The organism is Microbulbifer variabilis, assembly GCF_052467165.1.
On record NZ_CP174301.1, the window covers coordinates 4,469,262 to 4,482,488 of the forward strand.

The 13,227-nt window shown below is 54.7% G+C and carries 14 protein-coding genes and 1 riboswitch; of the genes, 1 reads left to right on the forward strand and 13 read right to left on the reverse strand.

What is annotated here, in order from left to right; genetic code table 11:
* Positions 1-515: 515 nt before the first annotated feature.
* A complete protein-coding gene (gene moeA, locus ACJJIP_RS19875) occupies positions 516-1,757 on the reverse strand; it encodes a molybdopterin molybdotransferase MoeA (protein ID WP_444945840.1) in 1,242 nt (413 codons plus the stop codon).
* Between the two features lie 47 nt (positions 1,758-1,804).
* Positions 1,805-2,536 carry a two-component system response regulator NarL gene (gene narL / locus ACJJIP_RS19880; RefSeq protein ID WP_020413714.1) on the reverse strand — a complete coding sequence of 244 codons (732 nt, stop codon included), beginning with the start codon at positions 2,534-2,536 and terminating at the stop codon, positions 1,805-1,807.
* Positions 2,537-2,668: 132 nt separating this feature from the next.
* On the opposite strand from narL, the gene ACJJIP_RS19885 reads away from it, so the two are divergent.
* Positions 2,669-4,282: an MFS transporter gene (locus ACJJIP_RS19885; protein ID WP_020413715.1), complete on the forward strand. Its 1,614-nt coding sequence runs from the start codon at positions 2,669-2,671 to the stop codon at positions 4,280-4,282.
* 54 nt (positions 4,283-4,336) lie between these two features.
* Here ACJJIP_RS19885 and ACJJIP_RS19890 read toward each other — a convergent pair whose 3' ends face one another.
* The 11 genes from ACJJIP_RS19890 to ACJJIP_RS19940 all read right to left on the reverse strand — a co-directional run bounded on the left by ACJJIP_RS19890 (position 4,337) and on the right by ACJJIP_RS19940 (position 13,202).
* Positions 4,337-5,539, reverse strand: a complete 1,203-nt coding sequence (locus ACJJIP_RS19890; protein WP_444945841.1) for an Ig-like domain-containing protein — start codon at positions 5,537-5,539, stop codon at positions 4,337-4,339.
* A 99-nt stretch (positions 5,540-5,638) separates the two neighbouring features.
* Positions 5,639-6,757, reverse strand: coding sequence for an ATP-binding cassette domain-containing protein (locus tag ACJJIP_RS19895; RefSeq protein ID WP_444945842.1), 1,119 nt, complete (start codon positions 6,755-6,757; stop codon positions 5,639-5,641).
* Positions 6,757-7,479 (reverse strand): molybdate ABC transporter permease subunit, encoded by a 723-nt coding sequence (gene modB / locus ACJJIP_RS19900; protein WP_444945843.1) that lies wholly within the window; start codon positions 7,477-7,479, stop codon positions 6,757-6,759. The genes ACJJIP_RS19895 and modB overlap by 1 nt, the downstream gene beginning before the upstream one ends.
* Complete coding sequence (modA, locus tag ACJJIP_RS19905) at positions 7,476-8,258, reverse strand: molybdate ABC transporter substrate-binding protein (RefSeq protein ID WP_444945844.1); 783 nt, start codon at positions 8,256-8,258, stop codon at positions 7,476-7,478. The genes modB and modA overlap by 4 nt, the downstream gene beginning before the upstream one ends.
* Positions 8,243-8,722, reverse strand: coding sequence for a molybdopterin synthase catalytic subunit MoaE (moaE, locus tag ACJJIP_RS19910; protein ID WP_444946941.1), 480 nt, complete (start codon positions 8,720-8,722; stop codon positions 8,243-8,245). Before moaE ends, modA begins: the two co-directional genes overlap by 16 nt.
* A gap of 10 nt (positions 8,723-8,732) precedes the next feature.
* On the reverse strand, positions 8,733-8,978 hold the full coding sequence (gene moaD / locus ACJJIP_RS19915; RefSeq protein WP_282951930.1) for a molybdopterin converting factor subunit 1: 246 nt from the start codon (positions 8,976-8,978) through the stop codon (positions 8,733-8,735).
* Positions 8,979-8,999: 21 nt separating this feature from the next.
* On the reverse strand, positions 9,000-9,491 hold the full coding sequence (gene moaC, locus ACJJIP_RS19920) for a cyclic pyranopterin monophosphate synthase MoaC (protein ID WP_282930383.1): 492 nt from the start codon (positions 9,489-9,491) through the stop codon (positions 9,000-9,002).
* A gap of 3 nt (positions 9,492-9,494) precedes the next feature.
* Positions 9,495-10,037, reverse strand: coding sequence for a molybdenum cofactor biosynthesis protein B (moaB, locus tag ACJJIP_RS19925; protein WP_020413723.1), 543 nt, complete (start codon positions 10,035-10,037; stop codon positions 9,495-9,497).
* A 2-nt stretch (positions 10,038-10,039) separates the two neighbouring features.
* Positions 10,040-10,639 carry a molybdenum cofactor guanylyltransferase gene (mobA, locus tag ACJJIP_RS19930; RefSeq protein WP_444945845.1) on the reverse strand — a complete coding sequence of 200 codons (600 nt, stop codon included), beginning with the start codon at positions 10,637-10,639 and terminating at the stop codon, positions 10,040-10,042.
* Between the two features lie 4 nt (positions 10,640-10,643).
* Entirely contained in the window at positions 10,644-11,621 is a 978-nt protein-coding gene (gene moaA, locus ACJJIP_RS19935; protein ID WP_413664021.1) for a GTP 3',8-cyclase MoaA, read from the reverse strand.
* Positions 11,610-11,760: riboswitch (molybdenum cofactor riboswitch) on the reverse strand. Its footprint overlaps the gene before it by 12 nt.
* A 218-nt stretch (positions 11,761-11,978) precedes the next feature.
* Complete coding sequence (locus ACJJIP_RS19940) at positions 11,979-13,202, reverse strand: alginate export family protein (protein WP_020413726.1); 1,224 nt, start codon at positions 13,200-13,202, stop codon at positions 11,979-11,981.
* Positions 13,203-13,227 lie beyond the last annotated feature (25 nt).

The following is a 13,227-nucleotide window of genomic DNA, read 5'->3' on the forward strand; positions in this document are numbered from 1 at the left end:
TATGGCTAACTCCCAGGTTTTGTTCAAACTCAGGTTCGACTCGGAGGCAGCAAAGCTGCCGGAGAGCAGCGAGCCCAAAGGGCGAAGCTAATCCTCTCGCACACTCCCCGCTTATGCGGGCTTCTTTGTATATGGCTAACTCCCAGGTTTTGTTCGAACTCAGGTTCGACTCGGAGGCAGCAAAGCTGCCGGAGAGCAGCGAGCCCAAAGGGCGAAGCTAATCCTCTCGCACACTCCCCGCTTATGCGGGCTTCTTTGTATATGGCTAACTCCCAGGTTTTGTTCAAACTCAGGTTCGACTCGGAGGCAGCAAAGCTGCCGGAGAGCAGCGAGCCCAAAGGGCGAAGCTCATCCTCACGCGCACCACCCTCTTATGCGAGCTTCTTTATATATGGCTAACTCCCAGGTTTTGTTCGAACTCAGGTTCGACTCGGAGGCAGCAAAGCTGCCGGAGAGCAGCGAGCCCAAAGGGCGAAGCTCATCCTCTCTCTCACAGGCTACCCGCTTAAGCAGCCTTACCCCAACGGCACCCCCAAAGGCTCAATCACCACCTGCTCCCCCGCTTCCACGCTGCCACTCTCTCGCGCCAAAACAATAAAGCAGTTTGCAGCAGCTAGCCCTGTGAGAATATGGCTTCCCTGGGTGCCAACCGGTTCCACCACCAAAGCTCCACTATCATCGGTGCAATAGACTCCCCGCTGGAAATCGGTGCGGCCGGGCTTTTTCTTTAGGGGTTTTAGAAGCTTGGCCTGCAAGGTCTGCGGGCCAGTCCAGTGATCGCCTTTCATTACACTCAGGGCGGGCACGGCCAGCTGGTAGAAAGTAACCAGAGCGGAAACCGGGTTGCCGGGTAGGCCGAAGAAGGGCGTTCCCTGTAGGAAACCAAAGGCAAAAGGTTTGCCGGGTTTCATCGCCACTTTCCAGAAACCGATCTCTCCCAGTTCTTCCAACACTTCGCGGGTGTAATCTGCCTCACCGACAGAGACACCGCCGGAGGTGATAATGGCATCGGCCTCTTGGGCTGCACGCTGCAACGCATCGGTAATAGCCTGTTTGTTATCGGGCAATATGCCCAAATCCAAAACCTCCAGATCCATCTGGGCCAAGGCTGCCAATAGAGCAATACGGTTACTATCGTAGATATCGCCCTTGCCCAGGGCTTCACCGGGCTGACGCAGTTCATCACCAGTTGAAAAAAGAGCGATTACCGGTTTGCGCACTACTGTCACTGTGCCAACACCGGCAGCGGCAAGCAGGGCGATATGGGGAACGCTGATACGCTCTCCAGCTTTAAGCAAAATGGAGCCTTCAGCTACATCCTCACCGCAGCGACGGATATGATCGCCGGAGCGAACCTCGCAATTTATACGTATCGATTCACCCTGGGCATCAACATTTTCCTGCATCACCACCGTATCCGCACCGGCAGGTACTGCCGCTCCTGTCATAATGCGCACACAGGTACCCGGGTTCACCACACCATCGAAGGGCGCACCGGCAAAGGATTTACCGATCAGCTCCAGCGGTAAACCACTGGCAAGGTCTTCATATCGCAGGGCGTAACCATCCATCGCGGAATTATCGCAGGGCGGTAGGTTTACTGTGGAGATAACATCTTCAGCCAATACCCGACCATTCGCTTGGGCCAGCGGTAATATCTCAGTACCCTCAATAGGGTTCAGTGCCTGTAGGAGTTTCTCGCGAGCACTCTCTATGGGCATCAGGCCCGGCTGGCTACAACAATCAATGGTGGGCATGGAAAAATTTCTCTTACTTCAATCCTTTGCAGTTGGGGCAGTGCCGGTCAGTGCGCCCGGTCCTGGGACTCTGAACGCTTTTGATTGACCATCCACACGGCAGCTTCCACGCGGGAGCGCATCCCCAGTTTCTTCAACAGATGTTTGACGTGTACCTTCACGGTTGCATCACTAATATCTAACTCGCGGGCAATCAATTTGTTGCTGAGGCCATCAGCGATCAACTGCAATATCTGGTATTCGCGGCTGGTAAGGGTAGAGAGAGTATCTGCACCGGAGTTATCTGGCTTGCGTAGGGCCGAAGCAAGGATCTCCGTAAGGCGCTGGCTGATAGCGAGCTTGCCGTGGGTGGCCTGGATCACCTGGTCGAGAATATCTTCCGGTTCCATATCCTTGAGAAGATAACCATCGGCACCAGCGCGGATACAGGACACCACGTCGGCATTGTTATCGGAAACCGTCAGTATCACGATACGCGAGGAGACATCGGCAGCCCGCATCGCCCGCAAGGTATCCAGCCCATCCATACCGCGCATATTCAGGTCCAGCAAAATAAGGTCCGGCTCATACTGCTTGGCCAACTCCAGCGCTTCCTCTCCGCTACTGGCTTCAGCCACCAACTCCAAACTGGGCTCCATGGCAAACAGCTGCTTGAGACCTTTGCGGAACAGGGGGTGGTCATCGACCATCATTACCGTGGCAGAAGAAGTCATGGGAGATCCTACTTCATTGGTGAGAATTGGTTTAAATCTGAACAGTGACTTTACCATAGCGTCCATTGGCTGCGCTTACCCCTAAAGAGGTAGCTGTTACGCGCGGGAGCAAAAGGGTTACTTACTGTTGGTAATTGAGCGGGCTAAATCCCCGGCCCATAGTGGCAGCACGAATCATTTCGAGGAGGAGTGGCCGCCGTGTCTGACATCTACGAGTGGGCCCCGGAGGACAGCAAATTCTGGCAGTCCAAGGGCAAGAAAATCGCAAACCGGAATTTGTGGATATCCATTCCCAGTTTGCTGTGCGGCTTCGCCGTGTGGCTCTACTGGGGCATTATTACCGTTCAAATGCTCAACCTCGGCTTTCCCTTCGCCAAAGCCGATCTGTTCACCCTGATGGCTATCGCCGGTCTTACCGGTGCCACCCTGCGAATACCCAGTAGTTTCTTTATTCGACTGTTCGGTGGACGCAACACCATCGTATTCACCACCGCCCTGTTGATGATCCCCGCCCTCGGCACCGGTATCGCGCTGCAGAGCAAGGAGACCCCACTGTGGGTATTCCAATTGCTGGCGCTGCTGTCTGGTATCGGTGGTGGTAACTTCGCCTCTTCCATGTCCAACATCAGCTTCTTTTTCCCCAAGGAAAAGCAGGGGCTGGCGCTTGGCTTGAATGCAGGACTGGGTAACTTCGGTGTTACCACCATGCAGATCCTGGTACCGCTATTTATGACCTTCGGTGCCTTTGGCGCGGCCGGCGGCGACCCCATGACCCTGGTGAGCAGCTCTGGCTCCCTGATTGGCAAGGTACCCGCCGGTTCTGAAGCGTGGATTCAAAATGCCGGTTTTGTATGGCTGCTGTTCCTGGTACCGCTAGCCTTTATTGGCTGGTTCGGTATGAACAACCTGCGCACCGAGGAAGTTACCCCGGATGTAGGCAGTTCTCTCGGCGCCATGGTGAAGATGACCATGATGCTGGGAATCGGCCTGTTCACCGCCATCGTGGGGCTATGGTTGCTCTTACCTGAAGCGGCAAACGGTTCTGGTTGGGGCGTGCCCAAGGAAATCGTGCTGGTGCTGGTAATCACTGCCACAGTATTCGGCTTGAAACTGTTGCCCGGTGAGATCAAAACCAGCCTGCAGCGTCAGTACCGTATCTTCAACAACAAGCACACCTGGGTGATGAGTGTGATTTACACCATGACCTTCGGCAGCTTTATCGGCTTCGCTGCGGCTTTCCCGCTGGCTATCAAGGTGATCTTTGGTTACAGCCATGTAATGGTGGACGGGGTTATGACCCACGATACCATCAACAACAATGGCCCCAGCGCCCTGATGTACGCCTGGATGGGCCCCTTTATCGGCGCCCTGATTCGCCCAGTAGGTGGTTGGATCTCCGATCGCATCGGCGGTGCCCTGGTCACCCAGATCTGTGCAGCGGTAATGGTGGGTAGCGCCCTGGGGGTGGCCTACTACATGAAGGCTGCCTACGGCTCAGCCACTCCGGAAGAGTTCTTCCTGCCCTTCTTCCTGCTGTTCCTGCTGTTGTTCGCCGCTACCGGTATCGGCAATGGTTCTACCTTCCGCACCATCGCCATGGTGTTCCCGAAAGAGCAGGCAGGTCCGGTATTGGGATGGACCTCAGCCGTTGCCGCCTACGGTGCCTTCTACATTCCCAAGGTTTTCGGCGAGCAAATCAAAGCCACTACCCCGGAATATGCACTGGCAGGTTTCGCCATCTTCTACGCGGTATGCCTGGTGATTAACTACTGGTTCTACCTGCGCAAGAACGGCGAATTCTACAATCCTTAATTCGGTTTCACTCACGGGATACCGTTGATTCGGGGAGGTTTTACCTCCCCTTTTTTATTTCACCTGAATCAATATCGGCGTTATATCCGAGCCTTCAAGTAAGCTGGCAATCAGCTTTTTATCTGAATCCCGATGATAATAAATTGTCACTTCATCCAAATCTTCAACGGTCGGCATCGTCGGGCATAGATGCCTGGCAATAGCTCTGCACATCTGCTCATAAAAATCTAAATCGTGCAGCTTATCCAGATAAATATGGCCCCCGGCGATATCCTCAGCACTGACCGTATAGTTGTAACCTACGGGCGGCTGAAAATAGTAGGCCTGCACAGTAATAGATCCATCTGCATTTTCAGTGACTTCGTATTGGACAGGTCTGCCACGGATATTCTGCTGGTACCCAATAAGATCCTCCGCAACTGAGGCAAGACTTTCATCCGTCTCAATGGTGCTCTCTATTTCACTGTAAGCCTGGTGGATAGCCTCAAAGCAGCTCAAGCAAGACGTAACATCGGCTTTTTGCAGCTCTGGCAGCAGTTCAGTCGCCATGGCTTCAAGCAATTGCACCAGCTTTTCTGCCGAGATGGCGTCGCGAAAATAGTAAGAACCCTCTCTCTCCGTTGCCGACTGGAAGATTTTTAGCTTGCGCTCCGGGCAATGGAAATCGAGGTGGTAGAGAGGCTGTTCTGGATCGGAAGTGTGGTTATTCAGCTCTACCTTGCCCAAATACGGGATAAAGAAGGTAAAGGACCAGTACTCCAGGCAGCGAATAAATCGCCGGCAGTGCTCTTCGATATAACCGGGCAAATATTGAAGGTCAAAGAAATTGGCCAGATGATAGTTACCACCACCCTGGTATTCCGCTATGGAGTCATAGTTATAAAACGGGTGCTCGCCGTGGAAATCTATCTTAACTCTCTGCCCACTAGCTGCGCGGCAAGCCAGATGAAAGTACAGGGCATCATCTTTGTAAGTAGAGTGGATAACGATAGCGTCGCCCTTTCGGCGAAGCTCGTAGCGGAAAGCATCGACCCGGTAGGGCTCACAATCCTCAAGTAGCTCGGCAATTTCCAGCTCACCCGATTCCAGGCGTCTTACTCGATAGTTGTGCCCACCTTCTTCTATGCAGCGAATAAGTACCAGGTGTAGATCCTCAATGGTCACAGCTTTCGCTACAGGTAAGCCCTCGACCTGTGCTTGTTCCCGGTAAAATTTATCGCCCTCGTTAAAGAGGGAAATTCCCAACACAACGCCCATAGGAGCACCAATTATTAGCTAGCGTTCAAACTTAGCAAACAAATTGCTGGGGTTTTAGGGATCGAAGAGATGCGCTTTCAGAAATTGCGCTGGAACTACTTACAAACCGGCAAGACTACCGGCCTTAAACTGGGCAAAGTAGGTAGTACCTTCACGCAGTTCTAGGCGCTCGCAGGAGAGGCGGGAAATATCTGCGTAGAAAACCTGATCAGCAGCGGCTAACTGTAAGCGTATGCGGCCATCGGTAAGGTTCTGCTTGGCAACTAAAGTTACCGGCAGGCAATTGAGGATACTGGACAGGCCCGGCTTCTCTACACTGAGGCTGATATCTCCAGCTTCCAACAGAAAAGCTGCAGTGTCGCCTTTTCGATAATGGCCCGCCACCCTATCTGCAAAGATAGAAATCCCCCCTAAATCCAAAGTCAGCAGACCATCGCTTAGGGATTCCACTCGCGCTTCAATCCGGCTCCGACAACTATCCCCTACGCCGTGGCTATCCAGGCGCTGGGCAACTTCAGGTAAAGAAAGTGGTGCGGACAAATTGGCAGAATCCATCCACAAACAGCGCTGGGCCAGCAGCTGGATTTCATCAAAGTCGTGACTGGTCCAGATCACCAGCGCCGGATATCGGGCCCAGAAATCCCGCAGGGTCGGCAATAGGCGCCGCAGTACCCGGGCGCGGTCAACCGCTGAAAGCGGCTCATCAAATAATTGCAGCAGCGCGTTGTTAAAAAGCTGGCGTAATACAGCCACTCGCTGGGCTTCTCCACCAGACAATAGCTCCACCGGCTGATGGAGTAGCGGTTCAATACCAAAAGCCTTTAACAGCCGATCACACTCCTCCATAGGCAGTGGCCTGCGGCTGTAACGGCGGGCCAGTGCCAGGTTATCTGCCACTGACTGGCCGGCAAACAAGCGGCTATCCTGAAAGCCCAAAGAAAGCGTTCTTTTGTGGGTAGCCAGGGCGCGGCGTCCGCGCTGCCAGACTGTATTGGCAAAAGTGATATTGCCACGGCAATGGCGCTGGCCAGCCAGGGCAGCCAACAATGTACTCTTGCCGCTGCCGGAGGGGCCGGTAAGACCAAAAATCCCAGAGGCAGGCAGCTCTAATTGCCAGGGAGCCGCAGCATTAAGCGGAGTCATCAGCCCTGTAACACTCAATCCGGTGGAATCAGAAATGGTAGACGCAGTACCGAATAGGGGTAAGGTAATTTCCATTAACCCAGCACCCCCATTACCGGTTTAGCGCGCTCGCTACTTGATCCGCGCGGGGCCAGACTATGTCCCAGCCAACGGGCAGCGAGTAGCAGTACGGTAGTAATCCCCATCAACATCAAAGCCAGACGATGCGCCGCACCGTATTCCATCGCCTCCACATGTTGATAAAGAGCGATAGAAACCACCTGGGTCTCACCGGGAATAGCGCCACCAATCATCAGCACTACCCCGAACTCACCCAGGGTATGGGCAAACGTTAAAGCACAGGCACTCACAATAGCGGCACGACTCGCCGGTAAAAGAACTTTTAATAATGCCGCCCAGGGCGGAATACCCAGTGCTGCGGCAGCCTGGGTCAATCGCTGGCCATTGGCATTAAACGCGGCTAGCAACGGCTGCACCATAAACGGCAGGGAATAAATCACTGACGCAAACACCAGGCCAGTGAAGGAAAACACCAGCGGGCCATCAAAAAGTTGTGACAGCCACTGCCCGGGGGCATAGTTGGGGGAAAATAAAAGCAGTAAATAAAAGCCCAAAACCGTGGGTGGCAGTACCAGCGGCAGGGTAATTAATACCTCGATACCGTGGCGCCAGCGGCTCTGCCATTGGCTCAATTTCCAGGCCAAGGGCACGCCGATAATAAACAGGAGTAAGGTGGTTAAGCCGGCCAATTTTAAAGTTAGCCACAGTGCCTGCCAGTCGGCAGCGGCGATATTCATAAGCCACTCCCTCCATCTCTACTTCGATCTTGAGTTGGCAAAACACCGTAACCCAAGTGGTATAACTGCGCCTGCACTTCCCCTGAACGCAAATAGTTAGCGAGGGATTGTGCCTCTTTAGGTCGGCGACTCTGGGTGGGAATCAGCAGCTGCTGTTCAATGGGTTTGTACAAATGCTGCGGCAGCAACCAGTAATTATTGCGGCCGGCCGCTTGCATCTGGCTAGCGGCGACAAAGCCCAGCTGCGCATTGCCAGAATCCAGCATTAAATAGGCTTGGCCTGCATTGTGGGCCCGGGCTAATTGAGTTTGTTTTTTCTTCCACAAATTCAGGCTTTGCAGCGCTTGCCGTGCGGCACTGCCGAAGGGCGCTACTTTCGGATCGGCTAATACAATTTTATCGGGCCAAGTTTGCAGTAGCTGCTTGATATTGGATTCCGATTTTGGGTGCCAGAGAGCCAGTAAACCCAGGGCGTAAGTCTGGCGACTGCTACCCAGTGCCCCACCCTGCTTTTCCAACAGTTCGGGGCGCTCGCGATCGGCGGACAGGAATAAATCGAAGGGCGCGCGGTGCGCTATTTGTTGGTAGAGCACCCCGGAGCTGCCACTGCTGATTTGCACCACACAGGCATGGCGACGCTCAAATTCCGGCAGTACCTCTTCCAGTGCCGGGCGAAAGCTGGCCGCTACCGCCACCCGCAAGGTGCAGTTATCCGCATTAACCGGTAGCGCGATGGCCACCAGTAAAGCGGATAGCAGCGGGCTCAGCCGACGGACCACTTTTCCATCTCCGCAGCATCGCTGGCCCGGGCTTCAACCCAGCGCTCTGAAGGCTTACCGGACTCATCCGCAACCGCTTCGCGCTTCCAGAAAGGCGCCTCCGTTTTGAGGCGATCCATGATGTATTGGCAGGCGGCAAAGGCAGCCTGGCGGTGGGGGCTGGTAACGCCGACAAAAACAATCTCGTCGTTGATCTGCATGGGGCCAACCCGGTGGACGATAGTCACACGACCCAAAGACCAGCGATCGCGGGCATCATTGATAATCTGTTGCAGGCATTTTTCAGTCATGCCCGGATAGTGTTCCAGGGCCAGGCCGCAGACATCACTGCCCGCATTGAAGTCCCGCACCGAACCCACAAACAGGGCGCAGGCACCATCACCACTGTTCCCTTGCAGCGCGGTATATTCAGCCGCTACGTCGAGGGGCGTTTCACAGACTTCAATACGATCAACGGCTTTCATATTGGCACCACTAGCCGCCGGTAACCGGCGGGAAAAATGCAACTTCATCCCCAGCCTTCACCTGGGCTCCAGTTTCTGCCAGCTCCTGGTTCAAGGCCATACGGATATCGTCTCTTTGCAGGTGCGGGCTCCAATCCGGGTGCTGTTCACATAGGGTTTTGCGCAACTCGCTGAGACTGCCGGAAAAGTCCTCCAGGGTAGTCTCGCCCATGCCCAATTGCTGGCGCAAACGCGCGAAAAACAGAACCTTTACCATCGCTTTACACCTCTGAAATTGTTACGCCTTGTCCGCAGCATCGCCGCGCCAGTGGCCGCGCTTACCGCCGGTTTTTTGTAGCAGGCGGGTCGGGCCGATTTCCATCGCCGGGTCCACGGCTTTGCACATATCGTAAATGGTCAGCGCCGCTACCGAAGCCGCCGTTAACGCTTCCATTTCCACCCCGGTGCGCCCGGCCAGGCGGCAGAAAGCAGTGATATGCACACTGTGTTTTTCCGGCTGTAATTCGAAATCCACCGCTACCTTGGTCAGCGCCAGTGGATGGCACAGGGGAATTAAATCCGAGGTTTTCTTTGCAGCCTGGATGCCGGCGATGCGAGCTACAGAAAGCACGTCGCCTTTCTTGTGCGCCCCTTGGCTCAGCAGTGCAAAAGCCTCTGCACTCATACTGATACTGCTCTCGGCCAGGGCGCTGCGGTCAGTGATGTCCTTCTCGGTAACATCCACCATGCTGGCTTCGCCGCGCTGGTTTAAGTGGGTTAACTGGCTCATGAATTACCCCCGGCTCTCGCAGGGCGCGCTGGCAAAGCGCACATGGGGGATAAAGTTACAGGGCTTGTGGCGGGCATCCAGCTGCTCCAGCAATATGCCTTCCCAAGCCGTTCGGCAGGCTCCGGTGGAACCGGGCATACAACATATCAGCGTGCGATTCGCGAGGCCGGCAAGCGCGCGGGATTGCACGGTAGAGCTGCCGATATCCCCCAGGGAAATATGGCGGAACAGCTCGCCAAAGCCGTCGACGGTTTTGTCGAACAGCGGGCTCAGGGCCTCCGGCGTGGAGTCGCGATCGGTAAAACCGGTACCGCCGGTCACCAATACCACCTGCACTTTGGGATCGGCAATCCAGGCGGAGACCAGCGCGCGCATCTGATAAACATCGTCCGGGGTAATGCGCTTATCCGCGAGCTGATGGCCGGCAGTTTTAAGGGCTTCCACCAGGTACTGGCCAGAGGTATCAGTCTGCTCGTTGCGGGTATCGGATACGGTAAGTACCGCGATATTGAGCGGTACAAATTCTTTGCTAGCGTGTGCGGACATAATCAGTGGTCTCTCAAAAAACCGTTTTCTGGAGTTTTATCCGGCGTACTCAAGCCGAGATAATCTGCCGGCGTATTGATATTGCGATGCCAATCGCCGGCACTTTTTATGGGTATGGATTTGGCCCCCAGGTGACGCAACAGTGCGCCGACAGAATTGCGCGCACTGCCCTCACCGGCGCGGCGCAAATAATCCAGGCAATCGCCATTTAAAGGCAGCCACAGGGGGAAAAAGAATTTTTCAAAATAACAGGGCCGGCCACTTGTCTGCCCTTCAGCCAATAACTCTGCGAGGTGCTCCCGCCCGAGCAGGGGCATATCTACCGGAATCACCAGGGCCGCATCGGCACCGGTTGTCAGGGCCACCGAATAAAGGCCGCCCAGTGGACCCCGCTCTGGCACCAGGTCTTCAATCGCTCCGGGGCGGGCGCCGCTGGTGACGACTTTTGCCAGCGGAAGCTCACTCAGCAATGCCTCAGCATGCTGCAAGAAATTGCCCCGTTGGGGGTGGGCCAGCAATGCCTTATCACGGCCCATCCGGCTGGAGCGGCCGCCGGCCAGCACCACACCGATTGTTGATTTACTAACAAGAGCTATGGCCATAACCCTAGCCCCCCAGCATCGCCAGGTTTCGGGTAGCGCCGGTAAAACCTTCGTGCAGCTGGTGGCCTGCGGTCTTATCCACAATCAACTCACGGATATGAGCTGCCAGCGCCTCGCTATCGCCATCGGCTATGATTTCGCGCATATCAAAGCCCTGGTCGGCGAACAGGCACAAGTGCAGCTTGCCCTGGGCCGATACCCGCAGGCGGTTGCAGCTTGCACAGAAGTCTTTGCCGTAAGGGGTAATCAGGCCGATACGGCCGGCGTAATCCGGGTGGAAATACTCCCGCGCCGGGCCGGCATCGCGGGTGCGGATCACCTGCTCCCAGCCTTCCCGCAGCAGCAGGGTTTCTATATCGCCACCGGAGACATGGTTGCTGGCGAAGAACTCGCGGTTATCGCCGGTGCGCATCAATTCAATAAAGCGCAGGGTCACCGGAGTCTCGCGAACCCAGGCGAGGAAATTATCCAGCTCAGCCAGGTTGTACTGGCGCATCAGTACTGCGTTGACCTTGGTATCGATACCCAGGGCCAGGGCGCGATCCAGGCCGGCTAAGGCTTTATCCAGGCGATTGTGCCCGGTGATATGGTGGAATTGAGCCGGGTCGAGGCTGTCGATACTGACATTCACCTGATCCAGGCCGGCGCGGTGCCAGTCGTCAATCTGACTGGGCAGGCGGTAACCGTTGGTGGTGATGGCCAAGCGGCGAATCTTATCGCTAGCGCGCACGGCTTCGAGTAGTGGCACCAGGTCTTTGCGCAGGGAGGGCTCCCCGCCGGTAAGGCGTACCTTTTCCGTACCCAGGGAAGCGAAAGCGCGCACCAATGTGCCCACCTCAGCCACTGAGAGAGGATTTTCCCCTTCCAGGGAACGTCCGCAACCGATGCCCTCGGGCAGGCAATAGTTGCAGCGGTAGTTGCAGATGTCCGTCACGGACAGGCGCAGGTAATAAAACCTACGGCCAAAATTGTCTTGTAACATTAAACGCCTTTCCAATGTCGGGAGGCCGCGCAGTTTCCCGCTAGACCCTGGTGGCCGGTACGGCCACGGTCCCGGCACCTTGCAGCGACAATAAAAATCAGCGCTGTTTAGGTAGCGGGACTCGGTGTTTAAACTGATGTCAGTGTATCAAGCTGGTTAATTTATGCTTGGGGCAAAGGTGGTACTCCTTAGGTACTCATAGTGATGCCAACCGTTAAGGGAAATAACATCACAAAATGGAAATTCAGTGGGCAGAATTACTAAAAACCGAAAAATTCCTCTACAGAAATTGATCGGTTTTTACAGGGAAAACCCCGGCCGGAGCCGGGGGCCTCGCTATGGAGCTGCTTTATTTAATTAGAAATTGGCGGTCACCATTAACCAGAACTTGTCGGTATCCACCTTGTGGTCGTCAGCCTGATAAGAGGCGTATTTCACCAGTGCAGAAATTTCCTCTGTCAGCTTGCGCCCGTAGCTGATATTCCACTCATGGCCATAATTTGCGGAACCTTCATTCGCATCAAAATTGTGATAGGCCATATTCAAGTTACCGCCGGCTATTTTCATAGCGCCGCTGATGTACATATCCTCTATGCCATCACCGGGGGTTGTCAGGAACTGGTCGGTGTAGCCCTGGAATTTATGCAGGGTAGCCAGAGGCGTTCTGAAACCGACACCATTATCGGAACCCAATACTTCATAACCGAGTTTCGCAGTGACCGGGCCCAGGTCGGTACCCACTTCTGCCAGGTAGTAGTCCGCACTGTAATCGAAGGTGTTATCTCCAATATCGTTCTGGCGTGCGTAACTCAGATTGGCTTTTACAGGGCCGAAATTCCCTTTGTAGTCCACCCCATAAGTGCGGCTGGCATTTTCAACGAAATTCTCTAAATCCAGGTTGTAAACGAAACCGCTGACTTTGTGGTTTTCAGCCACCGGGTAGCTGGCATGGAATAGCTGGATATTGCCTTCAAATTCAGCACCGGCGCTATCTTCACCAAAAATCCGGTTTACGTTGTACACATAGCTGTAGTCCAACTGCAGACTGTCAGCGCTACCATACTGATAACGTACGCCGTCGTAAGTCTGCTCGTTCTGCCTCCAGCCAACACCACCGACAAAGCGCTGGCCATCCAGGTTAATACGCTGACGACCGGCAGTGACTACGGAATTTTCACCGTTATAGCGGATATAGGCCTGGTTAACCTCGGTACCATCTGGATCAGCCACAACCGGGTAATTGGTTTTACCATTGACGGTAGAGTTGTAATTATCGTTGCCGACTGAAGTAACATCGTCCATCTCTAGGAAACCGCTGAAGCCGCGGTAGCTGCCGCTGCGCCAGTTGAGGCGGGTTCTCAGAGTGGACGCGGTTGCGTCTCCATTAATACCATCCTGGTCATAATCTTCCTGGTCGACGATCTCCACGCGATAGCGCAGATTCAACCCGACCTCACCGGATTTTAGCGCGTCGACAAGAGTGGCATTTTCACCATCCTGCGCAGCGGCCTGCAATGCGACAGTGCTGCAGGCACCCAACAGTAAAGCACCGAATATTTTGGGGAATCTGGAAATGGTCATTACGCTTTTCCTTTGCAACAACGGA